General features: G+C 35.8%; 18 protein-coding genes. 4 read left to right on the forward strand and 14 right to left on the reverse strand.

The window, feature by feature from the left end:
• Positions 1-116: 116 nt before the first annotated feature.
• Positions 117-503 carry a YhcU family protein gene (locus QE429_RS20545; RefSeq protein WP_307289703.1) on the reverse strand — a complete coding sequence of 129 codons (387 nt, stop codon included), beginning with the start codon at positions 501-503 and terminating at the stop codon, positions 117-119.
• A gap of 143 nt (positions 504-646) precedes the next feature.
• Here QE429_RS20545 and QE429_RS20550 point away from each other — a divergent pair, with 143 nt between their 5' ends.
• On the forward strand, positions 647-1,570 hold the full coding sequence (locus QE429_RS20550) for an RluA family pseudouridine synthase (RefSeq protein ID WP_307289705.1): 924 nt from the start codon (positions 647-649) through the stop codon (positions 1,568-1,570).
• 49 nt (positions 1,571-1,619) lie between these two features.
• On the opposite strand, the gene QE429_RS20555 is transcribed toward QE429_RS20550, so the two are convergent.
• A complete protein-coding gene (locus QE429_RS20555; RefSeq protein WP_307289707.1) occupies positions 1,620-1,874 on the reverse strand; it encodes a GlsB/YeaQ/YmgE family stress response membrane protein in 255 nt (84 codons plus the stop codon).
• 352 nt (positions 1,875-2,226) lie between these two features.
• On the opposite strand from QE429_RS20555, the gene QE429_RS20560 reads away from it, so the two are divergent.
• From QE429_RS20560 to QE429_RS20570, 3 genes are all read left to right on the forward strand, one after another.
• Complete coding sequence (locus tag QE429_RS20560; protein ID WP_307289708.1) at positions 2,227-2,844, forward strand: DUF47 domain-containing protein; 618 nt, start codon at positions 2,227-2,229, stop codon at positions 2,842-2,844.
• An 11-nt stretch (positions 2,845-2,855) separates the two neighbouring features.
• Positions 2,856-3,857, forward strand: a complete 1,002-nt coding sequence (locus QE429_RS20565; RefSeq protein WP_307289709.1) for an inorganic phosphate transporter — start codon at positions 2,856-2,858, stop codon at positions 3,855-3,857.
• Positions 3,858-3,965: 108 nt separating this feature from the next.
• Entirely contained in the window at positions 3,966-4,541 is a 576-nt protein-coding gene (locus QE429_RS20570; protein ID WP_307289710.1) for a YitT family protein, read from the forward strand.
• Positions 4,542-4,608: 67 nt separating this feature from the next.
• Here QE429_RS20570 and QE429_RS20575 read toward each other — a convergent pair whose 3' ends face one another.
• The 12 genes from QE429_RS20575 to QE429_RS20630 all read right to left on the reverse strand — a co-directional run bounded on the left by QE429_RS20575 (position 4,609) and on the right by QE429_RS20630 (position 17,860).
• The gene (locus QE429_RS20575; RefSeq protein ID WP_307289711.1) at positions 4,609-6,132 is read right to left on the reverse strand and encodes a sensor histidine kinase; all 1,524 of its coding nucleotides are present in this window, start codon (positions 6,130-6,132) and stop codon (positions 4,609-4,611) included.
• Positions 6,122-6,490 (reverse strand): response regulator, encoded by a 369-nt coding sequence (locus QE429_RS20580; RefSeq protein ID WP_307289713.1) that lies wholly within the window; start codon positions 6,488-6,490, stop codon positions 6,122-6,124. Before QE429_RS20580 ends, QE429_RS20575 begins: the two co-directional genes overlap by 11 nt.
• Entirely contained in the window at positions 6,487-9,738 is a 3,252-nt protein-coding gene (locus QE429_RS20585) for a hypothetical protein (RefSeq protein ID WP_307289715.1), read from the reverse strand. The genes QE429_RS20580 and QE429_RS20585 overlap by 4 nt, the downstream gene beginning before the upstream one ends.
• Positions 9,735-11,144 carry a glycosyltransferase family 2 protein gene (locus tag QE429_RS20590; RefSeq protein WP_307289716.1) on the reverse strand — a complete coding sequence of 470 codons (1,410 nt, stop codon included), beginning with the start codon at positions 11,142-11,144 and terminating at the stop codon, positions 9,735-9,737. The genes QE429_RS20585 and QE429_RS20590 overlap by 4 nt, the downstream gene beginning before the upstream one ends.
• Before the next feature lie 3 nt (positions 11,145-11,147).
• On the reverse strand, positions 11,148-12,185 hold the full coding sequence (locus QE429_RS20595; protein WP_307289717.1) for a HEAT repeat domain-containing protein: 1,038 nt from the start codon (positions 12,183-12,185) through the stop codon (positions 11,148-11,150).
• 1 nt (position 12,186) lies between these two features.
• Positions 12,187-13,806 (reverse strand): diguanylate cyclase, encoded by a 1,620-nt coding sequence (locus QE429_RS20600; protein WP_307289718.1) that lies wholly within the window; start codon positions 13,804-13,806, stop codon positions 12,187-12,189.
• A 188-nt stretch (positions 13,807-13,994) separates the two neighbouring features.
• The gene (proC, locus tag QE429_RS20605) at positions 13,995-14,798 is read right to left on the reverse strand and encodes a pyrroline-5-carboxylate reductase (protein WP_307289719.1); all 804 of its coding nucleotides are present in this window, start codon (positions 14,796-14,798) and stop codon (positions 13,995-13,997) included.
• A 20-nt stretch (positions 14,799-14,818) separates the two neighbouring features.
• A complete protein-coding gene (locus tag QE429_RS20610) occupies positions 14,819-15,331 on the reverse strand; it encodes a DUF3189 family protein (protein ID WP_307290902.1) in 513 nt (170 codons plus the stop codon).
• 110 nt (positions 15,332-15,441) lie between these two features.
• Complete coding sequence (locus QE429_RS20615) at positions 15,442-15,840, reverse strand: cytidine deaminase (RefSeq protein WP_307289721.1); 399 nt, start codon at positions 15,838-15,840, stop codon at positions 15,442-15,444.
• Positions 15,841-15,865: 25 nt separating this feature from the next.
• Positions 15,866-16,036, reverse strand: a complete 171-nt coding sequence (locus QE429_RS20620) for a XapX domain-containing protein (protein WP_307289723.1) — start codon at positions 16,034-16,036, stop codon at positions 15,866-15,868.
• Positions 16,037-16,060: 24 nt separating this feature from the next.
• On the reverse strand, positions 16,061-16,735 hold the full coding sequence (gene deoC / locus QE429_RS20625; protein ID WP_307289725.1) for a deoxyribose-phosphate aldolase: 675 nt from the start codon (positions 16,733-16,735) through the stop codon (positions 16,061-16,063).
• Positions 16,736-16,921: 186 nt separating this feature from the next.
• Positions 16,922-17,860: a DNA-binding transcriptional repressor DeoR gene (locus tag QE429_RS20630; RefSeq protein WP_307289727.1), complete on the reverse strand. Its 939-nt coding sequence runs from the start codon at positions 17,858-17,860 to the stop codon at positions 16,922-16,924.
• Positions 17,861-17,985: the final 125 nt, after the last annotated feature.

Consider the following 17,985-nt stretch of genomic DNA (forward strand, 5'->3'; position numbering starts at 1 on the left):
ATTGTTTCTAAGTTGTTACATGATACTCCTTTAAAAACTACTAGAAAGAAACCGACAATTTTTGCAGGATTAAAAGCAGGCATAAAAAAAAGCCCGGAAAATCCAGGCTTAAAACTCTATATAAGTAATTCATTATCTGCTCTTGTATAAATACTAAGCATTGAATGTTTTATGCTCCCCACACTGACAAATTGCTCAAAATCAAAAGGGAAGGATAACCCATAGTACTCAAGGGTATCCACATTTTTTTTGTATAATCCAGCATAGTGACGGTCCAACTGAGTGGATTCGAGTATGGATATTAATGTACGTATACAAGTCATGACCTGAAAAGCATCTTTTAATGTGCTAAAATCTTCAGTAGGACGTAATATTCCTAATTGCTCAAATTGATAAATCTCTTCATCACTAAAATAGAGTGGAAAAATATTCGAGTAAATGTACCTCACCAGTTCATTTATTTCTTCTTCTTGACTTGGTGTCGAGGCAAATACAATTTTCACTTAAAACCCACCTTTGCCATCGCTATTTTCTGTCGTCTAATATAACATAAGAATAACATAATTTTATTAGAGAATTCGGTGGTAATTGTAACCACATATTTAGTAGCTGCGCGCTGTTTTAACTTATTATAAAGGAGAAAATTATGCTTAAAACTGTACGAAAAGGCGAATGGATTCATCTCATAATTCCCATGGAATGGAATGGCAAAACATTAGAGGAGGTTTTCCGCCAAATTTGGGAAGCTCCGAAGAAATTGACCCATACCTTTAGAATGGAAAATAGAATCCTTTTAGATGGTGTTCGTGTGAATTGGACCTTACCATTACATTCTGGTGAAGTGTTACAAATGAGATTGTTTACTGAAGAACCCTTATCAGTGATCCCTCATTTTCATGATATTGACGTTCTTTATGAGGATGACCATGTAATCGTAATCAACAAACCACCTTTCATGAACACTCACCCAAATGATACGAACGAAGATCATACCACACTTACAAATGCTCTTGCTTTCTATTTACAAGCAAAGGGTGAAAATAGAAATATTCGTCAAGTCCACCGATTAGACCGAGATACTTCAGGAGCAATTTTATTTGCCAAACATGCGTTGGCAGGTGCAATTTTAGACAAAATGTTAGAAAAACGAGAAATCAAAAGAACGTACATAGCCGCCGTTAATGGTGTATTCAACCAAAAAAAAGGACGAATCAATGCCCCTATCGGCAAGGATCGGCATCATGCAACGAGAAGAAGAGTGTCCAATACTGGACAGGAGGCAATAACTAATTATCACGTGCTATTCGAAGATAAACATAAGCAGATTTCCATCGTAAAATGCTGGCTTGAGACAGGTAGAACCCATCAAATAAGGGTTCATTTAAGTCATACGGGTCATCCGATCATAGGAGACATACTTTATGGCGGTGAAAAAAAGATAAATAGACAGGCCTTACATGCAGCCAAGCTTGAGTTTCACCATCCAATCACTCAAGAAAAAATTACGTGCCATGCACCTGTACTAGATTTACAAGAACTATTTAAACAAATTGATGTTTATACTCTATAATAATAAAAAGGCTGACTCCAGGGAGTCAGCCTTTTTTTCCACCATATTGTTAATCTGCTCTTCTGAAAGCTCTCATGACAAAGCTTAACAGTAGAACTAACACTGCAGCCCCAATTATTGCGGGAATTATAGCAAAGTCAGCTACATGCGGACCCCAATTTCCTAAAATTGCTGTCCCTATCCATGCACCAACAAAACCAGCAATAATGTTACCTATAATTCCACCAGGAATATTTCTTCCAACAATCAGCCCAGCTAACCAACCAATCACACCGCCTACAATTAATGCCCAAATAAAGCTCACTTTAGAACACTCCTTTTTAGTATTCATCATTTCACTTATTTATTAGCATCTACCACTTTTCAGGCAGTAGTGGAAAGTTAATTCTTGCTGCCTGTACTTATAAAGTACCCAGATTTCTTTTTTATACTCCTTGCAGAGTTAAAACAATAAAAACTACTTGTCAATACATAAATTGTACAATAAAGGTAAGATTAATATAGAAAACAAATTGATGAATTAGATGTAGTTATTTATCAGAATATTCTAATGTTAAGTTTTTGTAAATTTCGTTAAGATTGTATCCTTTTTCGACAATATTCATATAAAATATCTTAGGGTTGTACATATTTTAAATTAAATGGGGGTCATCCACATGGCATTAAAGAAAACTGATAAATTCTCAGTATTGCTTCGCAATATTTCAACTAACCTAAAAGAAAGTACCAATTTCTTTACCGAATACAAATTAAAAAATGTAAGTGATTTAAAAATCTTCTCTGAAAAAATGAAAGAATTAGAAACAAAAGGAGATTCTTTTGTTCACGAAGTAATTAAAGAGTTGAATGATGCCTTTATTACTCCAATCGAGCGCGAAGACATTCTTCACCTTGCGATGAGTATGGATGATGTTCTAGACGGTCTTGAGGGGTGTGCGGCACTATTTGAAATGTATTCTATTACGAATGCTGATAACTTCATGATTCAGTTTGTAGATGCCATTCAAGGTAGCGTCCATGAAATTGATAAGGCTGTTGAGTTACTATCAAATAAAAAATTAACTCAAATTCGTGAACACGCAATTAAAATCAAGGATTTCGAATCAAAATGTGATAATATCCTACGTCAATCTATTAAGAACTTATTCACTGTTGAAAAGGATCCTATTCGTATTATCCAATACAAAGAAATTTATGAAGAACTTGAGGATATTGCTGACTACTGCCAAGCAGTTGCCAACACTCTTGAAACCATCATCATGAAAAATGCATAAGGAGCAAAAATATGAGCCTTGTTTTAATTTTAACCATATTAATTGTTATCGGCGCTCTTGCATTTGACTTCATTAATGGTTTCCATGATACAGCAAATGCGATTGCTACCTCTGTTTCAACAAAAGCATTAAAACCACGTCAAGCGATTTTATTGGCTGCCGTTATGAACTTTGTTGGTGCACTGACATTTACTGGTGTTGCAAAAACAGTATCCAAGGATATTGTTGATCCCTTTATGCTTCACAATGGATCAGTCGTTATTCTTGCCGCATTAATTTCAGCAATTTTTTGGAATTTACTTACTTGGTACTATGGAATCCCAAGTAGTTCATCACACGCCATTATTGGATCTATAGCTGGTGCTGCAATCGCTGCAGAAGGCTTTAATGTCTTAAACTATGGCGGATTTTTGAAAATTTTAGAAGCACTAATCCTTTCTCCAATATTAGCTTTTGTGGTTGGATATATCATATACAGTATTTTCAAAGTAGCATTTAAAAACTTTAATTTAACAAAAACGAACCGAAATTTCCGTTATATACAAATTGCAACCGCTGCATTACAGTCTTATTCTCACGGAACAAACGACGCCCAGAAATCTATGGGTATTATCACTTTAGCTCTAATTGCAAACAATTATCTCCATCCAGATGCGGGTATTCCATTTTGGGTACAATTATCCTGTGCGATCGCCATGGGACTTGGTACTTCAATTGGTGGTTGGAAAATTATTAAAACGGTTGGCGGTAAGATTATGAAAATCCGTCCAATTAATGGTGTTGCTGCAGATTTAACTGGAGCTGCAGTTATTTTTGGCGCTACTTTTGCCCACTTACCGGTAAGTACGACACATGTTATTTCTTCAGGTATTTTAGGGGTTGGTTCTGCTCACCGCCTAAAAGGTGTTAAGTGGGATACAGCACAACGTATGTTCATCACTTGGGTGATTACCCTTCCAATTACTGCACTTATTGCAGGAATTAGTTATTTCATTCTAAATTTATTCTTCTAGTATTTTAAGACGGCTGAAATTTCGGCCGTTTTTTTAATGCTCGTACTTCTAAACAGTGGCCACTTACATATTTTAATGTATAAGGACAAGTTTGGGGTTGATAGATAGATGAAACAAAAAATTGCTGCCATGCTGCTAGGAAGTATGCTTTTGAGTTTGGGAGTTAATGGATTTTTAGTACCCTACCACCTGCTTGATGGTGGTGTAATCGGATTAGGATTAATTATTCATTACTTTTATGGATGGCCTACAGGGCTAAGTATCATATTATTAAGCTTACCTCTATATATTTTGGCTTGGTTTTTCGAACGGCGTTATTTCTTTTATAGCCTCCATGGATTAATTATCTCTTCTTTTTGCATTGATCTATTCTCATTCATCAATGGAAAAATACATCTAGATATTCTCCCTAGTACGATTATAGGAGGCATCCTAGTAGGAGTCGGCATTGGACTTATGCTTCGCTATGAAACAAGTACAGGAGGAACAGATTTATTAGCTCAAATTTTAACCAAATTCACTACAATTAATATAGGTATCATCATTTTCTTGATAGATGGTCTAATTATCACTAGTGGCATTCAGGTTGTTGGTTTAGAAAAATTTTTCTACTCCCTGCTAACCATCATTTGTGTTGGCTTAATGACAACTGTTACCGTTTCGCGAAGGCCAGAAACACATTAACGAGTTTTTATATTAGCAACCAACGCAAAAAGGAGGTTGATCTCTGCAGAGTCAACCTCCTTTTTAATTACTTTCTCCCTGTTGGGCTAGCAGCTGGTAAAATAACAGTAAAAGTACTACCTTTACCCTGTTCCGATTGAACTGTTATTTCTCCTCCATGTGCGTAAACAATCTCTTGTGAAATGGCTAAGCCTAAACCAGTCCCACCGATTGTTCTACGATCAGAATTATCTACACGATAAAATTTTGAAAACAGTTTTTCAATAGAGTCTTTAGGTATGCCCAAACCATTATCACTTATGGCGATCTTCAGTCGTTTCTCACCTTGAAATACACTGACCTTTATCTTTCCACCCTGGGGAGAATATTTTACTGCATTATTTATTAGGTTTGTAAAGACCTGAATTAGTTTGGTCGTATCACCTAGAATGACCGGATAATTCGCAAAGACTTCAAGAATAATTTCGTGTTGCTTTGTGGTAATTTGCTGTCCCTCAATAACTTTCTTAAGCAGCGGAACCAATTCGATATCCCTTTTCTCATAGCATTGGTTCCCTGATTCTAGTCGCTGTAAATCTAGAAAATCATTGATTAATCCTGTAAGCCGTTTCGCCTCATTAAAAATGGTTGTCAGATACTTTTCTTGTCTCTCTGGTTTTAACTCACGGTGCAAGAGTAATTCAGTAAATCCAAGAATGCTTGCCAGTGGTGTACGTAATTCATGGCTAACTGTATTAACTAATTCTGATTTTATTTGTACAAGTGAGTCTAACTCCTTATTTCGAGCAATTAACGCCTGCTCCTTCTCTTGAATCTTTTCGACCATTGTTTGAAAGGCGAATGATAATGCACCAATTTCATTGTCACAATTGATACATGTAGGTATATCCACTTGTTTCCCTTCAGCAATTTCATTAGCGACAATAGTTAACTGGGTTAAAGGCTGGCCAACTTGCTTTAACATAATTCGAATGATTCTTATCAACAATAATAGTATGAAAAAGATAAATACTACAAAACCAATTTGAATATATGTTTTAATTCTAATTAGTTTTTGGTAAAGTGTTTCACTTTCATCTTCAATATTTTGTAAATAAGTATTCATGGATGTCCTAAATTGTATCACTCTTGCCGTACCTTGGTTGTTTGCTATATTTGCCACTTCCTGCTTATTTCCTGCTTCGTATTCTTTTATGACTTTGGGAAGTGTCTCATCAAAATAGTATCGAGAAAAGTCATGAATGTTAGCAAGCAGTTGACGGTCTTCTTTTGTTTTCGCATGTTTAGTTAACTCAGTAACATAATTCTTAATTTTAGGCTCTTGAGCTAGCGCATTTTCTCTCAATGATGGATTACCATAGGCAATATACCCTCTGATGTCGAAAAGAGCTTGGGTAAAGACCTCATTTATTTGAACTGCAATTTTCTGTTTGGTGGTAAGCTCATTGCGCTTGGTTATATAGGAATTATTAAGGTAATTTTGAGTGACCAACAATAAGGTTGATCCGATAATAAAACAAATAAGAAACACCCAAATTAAGGTTGCAAATCTTGTCACCAAACTGTCTTTAATATTCAACCTACTTGCCATTAAAGATTCCCTCTACCATTTGCAATAATTGACTTGGGATAAACGGCTTCGTCATGTAAAAATCTGCTCCGGCTCCAAGAACTCTGTTTTGTTCATATTCTTGACTTTTAGCAGATAACATCAATATCTTTGTTTTAGATTGTTCAATCATTGGTTTGGCTATTTGAATGACCTCAAGGCCAGTTAAATACGGCATCATATAATCAATTATAATCAAATCATATGTATGCTTCTCAATATAATCTAAAGCCTCCTGACCATCCTCAGCCTCATCCACTACATAATTCATTTCTTCAAAGGTATCAACGATTAACATTCTTAAAATCTCTTCGTCCTCTGCTAATAAAATTCTTTTCACTTTACACCATCCTTTATATCTGTCTTAAGGAACGTGTCTGACATGATACGATATGAGTCTTTCAACCTCTCGTAATAAACTGGAGAATCCCAAGGCTTCCAACTATACAAATAGCTATCTTTTTGGTTAATTTGATTATTGGATCGTTTTGGAAATGATTGTCGGGCTATCCCTAATTTAGTTGTTACAACTGCTATCCTAATACCTTTTGATTCCACACTTTCAGATAGTCCATGTATCCAGAAATCCCCCATTACTTCTCTTAGACTCGGGTCCTTAAAGTTCAATAACTGCCAAGGGATACGTCCTTCAATAGTTTTGTTGTCACTGCTGATACTAATATCAGTTAATGAATCAAAGCTCTTGTTAGTAGGATTGGCATTTCCGAACCGCAGTACCCCTGTTTCATAATCCTGAAAAGGGACAACTGTGTTAGAGGAAGGTATCGTTAATTTCTTGTTTAACGCTAGACGAATCGGATGGAAGATACCGTTATCTTTCTTTTCTGGATAGGGCTCTTCCTTAATCAGGTGTAAGAGCTTGGCATATTGAAAATAGAATGTATCATAATAACTATCCACCATAACCCTTGAATCTTTCGGTCCAGTAAGTTTCACTAAGAAATCAATTCCGAAATCTGTTCGTACCTTACTCTCTTTTGAAAGGGAAATATTCGTTTGCCCCTGGTTGTCTATGGTATCTAATAGTAAATAAGTGCCTTCCTGTTTAAAGTCCACAGGTTTGTTATATTTTAGTTGAAAGTAAAGGTAGCCACTATCTGAAGTCATACGTACTTCTTTCAGTAAATCCTCTTTATCGGTTGATTGATAAATCCGTTCTACACCTGCTAGATTCCAATCACTGCTCACACCATCAACCGTGATAGCGGTCTCCTTTTTACCTGGTTCAAATCCAAGTAAACCAAAGTGCTGCTCATTCGTTTGCTGGTTATTCCAGTATGGTCTTCGATCTGGATTATCGAAATCCATTGTGTTCCACGTACGTTTAAACCACTCATCCTGCCATGTAAATACCAGACCGCCAGCATACCCCTCACTTACGATGGATTGATACAATTGACGATCAATCTCGCCTTGTTCCTTTTCTGAATGAAAGCCTTGATTCATTCCATAGACATTCTTATGGGTCAACCCCCTTGAAGAAGGTACACCAAACTCAGCAACTAAAACAGGCATATTATGCGCAGCTCGTAATTCATGTAAATAGCCAGCATAATTGCTTTTCTTACCATTTAAATCGACATAATGAAGATAATTAGGCTCATAGTTTAGAAAATCAGGGTAGTAAGGATAGATATGGTAGGATGCAAACAATCCTGCATGAAATTGATTGGTTGCAACAATATGATTAGGATCGATGGAAACCATATCTTCATTTTCAAGCGGCTCTGCAGGGTGTTCCAACAAGTCCGTCGTTACCCAGTTCGTAAAACTAAGCGAATGCTGCCATTTATACTTATTTGTTTCGTAATCAGTGGCATAATCTAACAATCCTGCAAGCCATGCTTCAAATGGATTACTATTCTCAGTTTTAAAATATTTTCCATTATACTGTCCGACGGCCGCATTCTTTGCATTTGTATTAGCTACCATATTTGGGTCCCACTCAGTTCCTAATACCATTCCGAGCACATATTTAGAAATATCATATTTATACTCACCTGATGCATGTCCTGGGCGGGCTGCTAGATTCGCATTACCATGAATTATATCAATCATATTTTTGATTTCTAGTCTAGCATCGTCTGTATTTACTTGCGCATATGCATCTTGGGTATGTATAAGATTTTCTTCATTTACCCATGTACCATGCATAAGATATAAAGGTTTTTTAGCCATTTGGTTATATTCATAGAAAGCCTCATAGAACTGTGGTGGATGAAGAGTATACACCCTGATTGCATTTGCATTCATTGCACCAATTTCTTTAAACCAGCGGAGATATTCCTGTTTTGAAATTGCTGTTTCTCCAGGGAAATATCCAGGTTTTCCAATCCCCATGTTGACACCTTTGATTAAAAAATCGTTCCATTTGCCATCCTTTTGGATTTGTATATATGTTTTTCCGGTTTTCGAATTTAGGTTTATTCCATCTTGTTTAACTAAATCCACTTTTTCTTGAGAATCCAGCTTATGTAATCCTTGGTTAAGAATATCCTTCATCATTGGTACATAGGTTCTCCAGTAAAAAGAATCCCTTGCCCCAATGGTTCTTATCCAAGTATCAAACCCCTTGGTTTGATAAATTTCTGGAACTTCTGCTTCATCAGCATAATCACCTGAAAAATAATAAGCTGAATATCTTGCATTCTGGTGATAGATAACAGCAGGAAACGTAGTTGGGATACCGTAGCTCTGTAATTCCTCTTTTGCTTCTTTTGTTACAGGTAGACTGTAATTTGCTAATACTTCTGCTTTATTTTGGGGGCTGATTACATCAAACCAATATTGATAGGTCCCTTGCAAATTACTGGTGAAACGTTTTTGACCTTCCCTTGTTAACTTAAAAGTGAGTCCACTATCCTTCATATCCTCCTTACTAATGACAACAATAAAATTATCCTTATTAATAAAAACAAATCCTTCCCCAGAGAATGTCCATTTCTTACCTTGGCTTTTATAATGTGTTATCACCCATTCAGGCACCTCTGTTCCACCAAGATTAGAAAAATACCTTCCTATCCAGCCAGACCATTCTACATTTAGAAGATTGGATATTTTATCCTTAGCTAGCTCTTCAGTTGGGCTTGCAAAGGTATTAAACTCCGCTATTAATGTTTTTCCTTTCGTGTGAATAAGTGCCTGTTCAATATGATCGATTTCCTTTGATGTTAATCCGCCATAAATTTTTTTCGACCTTTGACCCGTCGTATTCTGTCCGAAAAACTCTTTCTCATACACACCATACTGATCCGTTAAATAAAAAACATCGTATGGATTTAAGTCTTTCGGTATAGACGATACAGAATATTGCTGATCAGACTTTGGTTCAAATCCTTTATAATCAGAAACTTTTGAATAGGGTTGGGTACCATTTTTAAAGTACTTTGTATTATTTAATATCCAAACTAATCCTTTATGCTCTCTATACGTCTGGTCAGGAACAGTCTTGTCTAAGATTAACACGTTTAACTTTTTGGCAGGTTGGAGTTTCCAAAGCCAAAAAGGACTAGTTAAAACAATGATAAATAATATGGTATAGATGATAAGATACGATTGTTTTTTCATTCAGAAACACCTTTTCTCTTCATTTCTCCCCAGCTTTTATCACCAATTATCATCTGCCATATTCCTTCACATCTCCACAACACTGTTAAGGGACGATACCAAAGCGTCTCTGTAAGAGAATATAAAAAAAGCTTCACGATATCTGATACCTTTGGATATTTAGTTAAGCTCCACTCTTCTAATAAAACGGCAGCCATTGAAAAAATTGAGCCATACAAACAAGATAGAAGGAATAGTAATATAGAATATTCAATATAGATTCCTCCGAGGAATAAACATAACACCATAAAAATATAACCGGATAATTCAACAATTGGTCCCAAAAACTCAACGATCCAAAAGTACGGAAAAGCTAGGAACCCGATTGAACCGTACTTAGGATTAAGCGTTAATTTCCTATGCACCCATAAACTCTCAAATAGCCCTCTATGCCACCGTCTTCTCTGTCTACGTAAATACGTAAGGTCCTCAGGCACCTCGGTCCAACAAACAGGATCAGGAACATACACGATCTTCTTTCTTTCCCCTTTTTCCTTTAATAGACGGTGCATTCTAACTACTAATTCCATATCTTCGCCAACGGTATCCACACGGTATCCACCAGCTGCGATTACCCAATGTTTTGAAAATACTCCAAATGCACCTGAAATAATGAGAAGAAGATTGTGCCGGCTTAATCCGATTCGGCCCATTAGAAAAGCACGCAAGTATTCAATAATTTGCATCACTACTAATGGCTTATCTGATAAGCCAATTTTATGTATATTTCCATTATGAATTTGACAGCCATTTGCTATTCTGACACTCCCCCCTGAGGCAATGACTTCCTCATTTGAATCAATAATAGGCTTCATTACCTTTAAGAAGGCATCTTGTTCCAAAACAGAATCTCCATCTAATGAACAAAAATAGGGATAATGAGAGAAATTAAGACCTACGTTTAAGGCATCCGCCTTACCTCCATTTTCCTTATCAACTAGAAAAAGATTCGAAAGGATGGCAGATTGGTATATTTTTTTTATTGGTTTCGAATCCACTTGTTTTCTAACGACTTTTTTTATTTCCTTCATCTCATAATGCTCTATCATTTTTTCTAGTGTCCTGTCAGTCGACCCATCATTAACAACTATTACTTCATAAATAGGATAATTAACACTTAATAAGGACCTTACGCTTTGAACTACTCCTGCTTCTTCATTGTAAGCAGGCACAATAATAGAGACTGGCTTCGTATAAAATTCATCCATGTAATCTTCATAAGCCTGTACTCTATCCAACAGGTATTCTTTTCTTAGTTGGAATAAAGAAATCACCAAAATGGCTGTATAAAAGACAATTACAATTACCATGTACACTGCAATAAACCAGGCAAAAAACTCTACTATATCTCCCCATTGAACAATCATTTTTTATACTCCTTTATGAAGCCATTCCCAGGCCATATCCTTCGCAAACGCATCATTCGATGTTTCTAAGACTGACCGAAAAATTTCTTTTCCATTTGTAAATTGATCAATTGCTTGTCCAGCTTGGGAACGGACCCACCAGGAAGAATCATGCAACAGTTCTATAAGCCTATGAATTCCTCTTTCTTCCTTCAAAGACCCAATTAATTTAGCTGCAACCATTCTTTCCTCCCACTTTTCTGAATATAAAAGTTCTAAATATGGATCGATATTTTTTACATAACCAATCTCTGCCAATGCTTTCATTGCCCTAAGTCTAATTTCACCTTTATAACTTTCAAACATTTTCTCTAAAAAGGATAGATAAGTAATATTTCTTTTAAGTGAAATTATGTCTAGAAGCGCTTTTTTTAATGATATATTACTCTTATGAAAATGAAGAATAAACTGATCAAATTGATTTGGTTCCATACGAATTAAAATATTGCGATAATCATATTCCGATAAATGGTCATACTGATTTGTAAGTAATTCGAACATTTCCTGATAGTTAAATTTTGCAAGGATCCTCAATACATGGATTAGTTCCTCCCGAGAAATTCGCCTTCTTTTTAGTAACCTTGAGACATCCTCTAAAAGATGGCTCATATGGAAATCCTCGATATGGTATAGCGTATTCATCCGTGTACTCCATCTCTTGCTTTTTAATTGTTTTTGATAGTATGCGGTTAAATAGATAGAAGCAAGTTCTATCAAGCGTGTTTTTTCCTCTTCGCCCTCTAATATAGCGGTATACCTGCTTAGCAGTTCCTCTATTGCTTTTCGCTGTATAATTGTTTCTGAAGTCACTACCCTAGAATACATTCCTTCAGTTAACATGGAAAATAAGAGAGGGTTAAATTGCTCTTTATAGCTATTAATCCTTTCCCGTCTCTTTATATCAACTGCTTTTCGAATCGTTAAGTAGCCCAACAGAATGAATAACATTCCAAAAATGGAGAGTGTTAATATTGAAAGGAAAAACAATTCGAAATTTTGCATCTTATCTCATCCTTTTAATTAGCCGCACTATTCTGGCTTGCAGTTCTTTAATACTAAATGGCTTGGTAACATAATCATCTGCACCGAGCTTTAGTGCTCTCTCAATATCAGATTCACTCTTTCTTCCCGTTAACATGAGTACATGCAAACTTCTATCCTTTTTCAATCGTTTTACCTTTTGAAGAATCTCGATTCCATCCATAACAGGCATAACTCCATCCAAAATTAAAAAGTGTTCACCTGATTCTTCCAGACGTTTGGATTCAAAAAATTGAATTCCATCCTCAAATGTCTCCAAGTCCAACTCAAAATGCTCAAAATCCATTACATTAAGAATCCGTAACAACATGGTACGAATAATGGCATCATCATCAATAATGGATACAAATAAAGTCCTTTTCGAAATCTCTATTGGAGATTGACTCAATACTTCTACACGAGCCCTGCCATTTTTCTTAGCTTCGTATAAGGCTTGGTCGGCTATTTTTATTGCATCTTCCAGCTTGATTTCCGGGTTAGTAATTGTGAAAACTCCTGAGGAAAAGGATACATGAAACATAGAGTTATTTTTTTCAAAATTGATTAGGCTAAACTCTCTTAAAAGCCGAGAAACAATCGAGGCAGCATCTCTTTGGCTTGTATTTTGAAAAATAATAACGAATTCTTCTCCACCATATCTAAAAACGATGTCTGAACTTCTTGTGTACTCTTTTAAAAAACTGGCAAATGTAGAAAGAACATGATCTCCAGTGAGATGACCATATGTATCATTAATATGTTTAAAATGGTCCAAGTCTAAAATAGCCATACTAAAAATCTGCTTATTTCGGATAAGATCCTTGATATTCCGATTAAAAACATCATGTAAAAATTTTCGATTGTAAAGTTTCGTGAGCTGATCTAGAAGTACCGATTGGTCATATAATTTTTTTCTCCTTAGAAGCCATTCCACTCGAACGGTTAGTTCTTCTAAATCGATTGGTTTTTCAATAAAATCATCTGCACCGAGCTGATAGGCCTTGATTCTTTTTTCCCTGTCATTTAATACGCTGATCATAATTTTAGGTACAAATTTTTGGTTGTTATGTTCATTTAAATCATTTAGTACTTGAAACCCATTTGTACCAGCCAAGTTAAAATCAATAATTACGCAGTCAGGATTTAAATCATAGTAATGAGTAATGGCCATATCTGGCGTGGTATTTGCTACTACGATCCACCCTTTTCCCTCAAATATATCTTTTAATAATATAAGCATGGAAACATCGTCATCAATAACTTGGATAAGAGGAACATGCTCATCATGGCGAATTTCTTTGGTTTCTTCTTCTTCATAAAAGTTTTCATACTCATAGGAAAGATTGATTAAATCACCAAGAAAATTCATTAACTCCCCTTTTTCCCAAAGTTTCTGATCCGATTCTTCTATTTGATGGAGTAGCTTTCCAGATAGTTGGTGCAACCCACCCAATTGAAGGGTCCCAGAACTCCCGTGGACGGAGTGTAGAAATCGATATACCTCCGAGTTGGAGATTTGTAATTCTTCTTTTGCTTCAAACCACATGGAAATTTGACTCTTAATTTTTTGAAAAAGCAAATTCTTATATTTATTTAAGTCCATAACTCATCTACACTCCTAATGACTAAACGGAAATAATCTGTTCACCTATTATTCCCAAACACCTCGTTAAAATTGAGTGTATTATTTTTTGACCATGGATACAACGGAATAACTAGAAAAAAATAGAATTATGTCGAATTTTTCACAAAAAAAAGCCCCTAATTTAATAAGGGCAAATTTTATGATGACTATTTTAAATTTTTGATTTTATTTGTGCAACTTTCCATTGCAGAAAGGACTGCTCCTCGGAATTGTTCTCGTTCCAAAGTAGCGACTGCTTCTATCGTTGCCCCTCCTGGGGTACAAACATTATCTTTTAATTCACCAGGATGTTTTCCAGTTTGAAGGACCATTTTAGCTGCGCCAAGCACTGCCTGGGCAGCTAAACGATAGGCTTTTTCTCTCGGTATTCCCTGTCTTACGCCCCCATCAGCCATAGCTTCAATGAACATATATACATATGCTGGGGATGACCCACTAATAGAAGGAATCGCATCCATTAGCTTTTCATCAAGACGTTCCGTTTTACCAAAACAATGAAATAATTGCTCTACTTCCAAAATCTCGTCTTCACTTAGGACTTCATTTGGACAGAGAGCACTCATTCCTTCACCCACTAAGGATGGAGTATTTGGCATGGTTCGAACAGCTTTGACCCGAAACCCGAACCAATTTTCGATATCAGCTAGCGTAATACCAGCAGCAATAGATACTATAATCGCTTCTTTCTTTATTTCTCCCTTAATTTGCGAAATAACGAAATCATGTAGGTCAGGTTTAACTGCCAAGATAAGTATATCTGCAAATCTGGCTACTTCTTTGTTATGTAAAGATACAGAAATTCTGTATTTTTCAACTACTTGATTAATCGTTTTCTTGGAAACAGCGCTTGCCATAATGTTTTCTTCTGGAATTAGCTTTGAAGTTACCATTCCTTCTATCATCGCTTGAGCCATCTTCCCCGCTCCGATAAATCCGATCTTTTTATTCACCCTACTCAACACCTTATCTTCTACTTATACATCTCATTTTCTAAAATAATTACCTTCTCTGAAAAATTCGTTCTACCTATTTCTTTTGTATTTTCTACTAGCCGGTATATATTATCGCAGCATTGCTTGGCACCTATCACTAGTAACGGAACACCAATGAAATCAATTTTTAACCCTCTTGAAAAAAATCCTCCCATCGACATCGCAAAGGGAACAGTGGGTGATGTATTAGAAAAAACAATTTTTTCGTCAAAATGAAACATCCCCTGTAATAATAAACTCAATTCCTTTAAAGCGGGTACTACATATTTATTCCTTTTCCGTCCAATTGTGTAAACCGGATTGCCCTCCACATCTTTTCCATGAAAAATAAGTTTCCCAAAATCCTCTTTTGTTAACTTATTAAAGTATTGTACATTTAATATTTCATCTCTTGTTAATTTTCGCTCGGATTGTGGTAACTTCTTTAAATGGTAGGCAGCAGCCAATGAAGTTGTATGTGTCCCACCATAATCATTATAAATATAAATCATCATATCATCCCTTAATATATACTACTAATATTATGGTTTAATTTATTGATAAACATTCTACAACAAGAAAAGAGAAGCTAATCTAATATGATTAGCTTCTCTTTTCCATTTTACTTTTGTAAGTCTTTTGGAGAAAATGCCCCTGGTAGTAAGTCTTTTACTTGAATTTTTTGAACATCGCCCTTTAAATTCGTAAGAACAACTTCCATTTCAGGGTCACATAGCTCAGAAATCACCTGACGGCAAGCCCCACAAGGAGAAACAGGTCCCTCTGTATCTGCAACAACTACAAGTGATTCAAATTGAGTAACACCCTCTGAGTACGCTTTAAATAATGCCGTACGCTCAGCACAGTTTGTCATACTATAAGCAGCATTCTCAATATTGCATCCATGGAAAATTTGACCATCCTTTGTCACTAAGGCTGCTCCTACTTTGAAATTTGAATATGGAACATAGGCAAACTCTCTTGCTTTTTGTGCTTCTTGGATCAATTCTAATTTTTCCATCCTATTCACTCTCCGCCAGGGAATTTTATTGTTGAATTAACTTTGTAATCCAGTCAAGAACAATACCACCAAAGTAAACACCGAATACCCCAACTACAGCTGAAAACACAGGAGGTGCAGGTAAAGGTAGTTTTAAAAACTTAAATAGCATACCAACAATTAACCCAGCAATTAATGCCATAAAGACTTCTTTCATCTCGGTACCCTCACATTATATATATTAATAATTACTTGTTGCTAGCTCACCTTTACTGATTGACACACCAGAACTTGCACCAATTCTTGAAGCTCCTGCTTCAACCATTGCTAATGCGTCTTCGCGGCTACGTACACCACCAGATGCTTTAACACCAATTTCAGGTCCAACTGTTTCTCTCATTAGACGGATATCTTCAACTGTTGCACCGCCTGTTGAAAATCCTGTTGATGTTTTCACAAAATCTGCTCCTGCTTTTACAGAAAGTTCACAAGCTCTTACCTTTTCTTCTTTCGTTAACAGGCAAGTCTCAATAATAACCTTTACAATAGCTTTCCCTTTTGCTGCCTCAACAACCGCACGAATATCTCTTTCAACTAACTCATCTTCCTTATCCTTAAGTGCTGCGATGTTGATTACCATATCAATTTCATTTGCTCCGTTTTCAATCGCATTTGTAGTTTCAAATGCTTTAGTCTCAGGAGTGGATGCTCCAAGAGGGAAGCCAATAACGGTACAAACTTTTACTTCTGGAGTGGATGCTAGCATTTCAGCTGCAGTTTTAACCCAAGTAGGGTTTACACAAACGGATGCAAATAAATATTCCTTTGCTTCCTCTACTAATTTAACAATCTCTGCTTTTGTAGCGTCTGCCTTTAATAATGTATGATCAATCATTCTCACGACGTTTTGAGTCATTTTGAATTCCTCCAAGTTCTTTTTCAATAATTTATATAAAAGATTAATAGTTTTTTTATCACAATGTAACTATACCAAGAGCATGAACATTTGTAAATACTTTTGTGAACAAATGTAAAGTAATGTTCATGGAATAGACAAAAAGACTGCCCACTATGCTTTTTAGGACAGTCTTTTTGTCTATATTTATTTATCAAGTAAAAATTTTGCAGTGAATTGATCCGTAATAAGAACATTTGCATATTTTCCTTTTAATGCACCGTAAATCCCATCAATCTTATTAGGACCGCCAGCTACCAAGATAGAATATTCTTTCGTTCTTAATTCATTAAGGTTTATCCCAAGTGTTCTTTCATTCAAGCTCTTATTACAAATTTCTCCATCCTTATCAAAGAATCGTGAGCAAATATCCCCTACCGCACTTCCATAAAGTGATTCTAAATCACTTTCTGTAAAATACCCTAATTGAAATAATAAAGAATCTGTTTTAACTGGCCCCATTGTGAACATGGCAATATTAGCTTGCTTTCCTAGTTCAAGTATTTTCCGGATATGCCGGTCAGCCTCCATTGCCTGTTTAACAACCACATGATCAACAATGGCGGGTAATGGAAGATTGTGCGGGGCAGTATTGTAGGCCTTCCCAAACAGATATAAAATTTCAGAGGCATACGTATTTGTTTCTGCGTAACTTACTCCACCTTTTAATTGAACTACTTTTACGTTTTTTACAAACTTCTGCTTCAGTTCCGTGGCAACATGATAAAGGGTTGTTCCCCAAGTTACCCCAATAATGTCATCATCCTTAACTATTTCATCAAGAAATGAAGCTGCCTTTTCACCGAGATAGTTTTTAATGATATGATCATCATATTGAGGAATAGAGGTCACGATTGCTTTCTTTAAATTGAACCTCTTTTGTAGTTGCGCACTTAAATTTTCAACATCTTCAGTAGGATCCATGATCGTAATTTGAACAATTCCATCACTTTTCGCTTGTTGCAACAACCTTGAGACGGTTGGACGAGACACCCCCAGAATCTTTGCTATTTCATTTTGATTATAGTCCAATAAATAATATAATTTAGCTGCTTCAATAACTTTACTAATCTTTTCTTTATCCACCTTTATCACCTAAAAGTTAAATATTTTCTTTATTGTAACAAAAAATAGGAGGGAGTCCATAATTACTTTACATTTGTAAAACAACTAATGAACATTTTATCGTAATATGATACTGACGAAAGAAG

The sequence above is a fragment of the Bacillus sp. SORGH_AS_0510 genome, assembly GCF_030818775.1.
In the GTDB taxonomy this organism is placed as follows: Bacteria; Bacillota; Bacilli; order Bacillales; family Cytobacillaceae; genus Neobacillus.

Bases quoted from the DNA above. Each gene is read 5' to 3' on its own strand.
- QE429_RS20560 (WP_307289708.1), top strand. From the start codon at position 2,227: ATGGCATTAAAGAAAACTGATAAATTCTCAGTATTGCTTCGCAATATT.
- QE429_RS20610 (WP_307290902.1), bottom strand. From the start codon at position 15,331: ATGATTTATATTTATAATGATTATGGTGGGACACATACAACTTCATTG.
- QE429_RS20585 (WP_307289715.1), bottom strand. From the start codon at position 9,738: ATGAAAAAACAATCGTATCTTATCATCTATACCATATTATTTATCATT.
- QE429_RS20565 (WP_307289709.1), top strand. From the start codon at position 2,856: ATGAGCCTTGTTTTAATTTTAACCATATTAATTGTTATCGGCGCTCTT.
- QE429_RS20620 (WP_307289723.1), bottom strand. From the start codon at position 16,036: ATGAAAGAAGTCTTTATGGCATTAATTGCTGGGTTAATTGTTGGTATG.
- QE429_RS20600 (WP_307289718.1), bottom strand. From the start codon at position 13,806: ATGGACTTAAATAAATATAAGAATTTGCTTTTTCAAAAAATTAAGAGT.
- QE429_RS20570 (WP_307289710.1), top strand. From the start codon at position 3,966: ATGAAACAAAAAATTGCTGCCATGCTGCTAGGAAGTATGCTTTTGAGT.
- QE429_RS20590 (WP_307289716.1), bottom strand. From the start codon at position 11,144: ATGATTGTTCAATGGGGAGATATAGTAGAGTTTTTTGCCTGGTTTATT.
- QE429_RS20550 (WP_307289705.1), top strand. From the start codon at position 647: ATGCTTAAAACTGTACGAAAAGGCGAATGGATTCATCTCATAATTCCC.
- QE429_RS20575 (WP_307289711.1), bottom strand. From the start codon at position 6,132: ATGGCAAGTAGGTTGAATATTAAAGACAGTTTGGTGACAAGATTTGCA.
- QE429_RS20595 (WP_307289717.1), bottom strand. From the start codon at position 12,185: ATGCAAAATTTCGAATTGTTTTTCCTTTCAATATTAACACTCTCCATT.
- deoC (WP_307289725.1), bottom strand. From the start codon at position 16,735: ATGACTCAAAACGTCGTGAGAATGATTGATCATACATTATTAAAGGCA.
- QE429_RS20615 (WP_307289721.1), bottom strand. From the start codon at position 15,840: ATGGAAAAATTAGAATTGATCCAAGAAGCACAAAAAGCAAGAGAGTTT.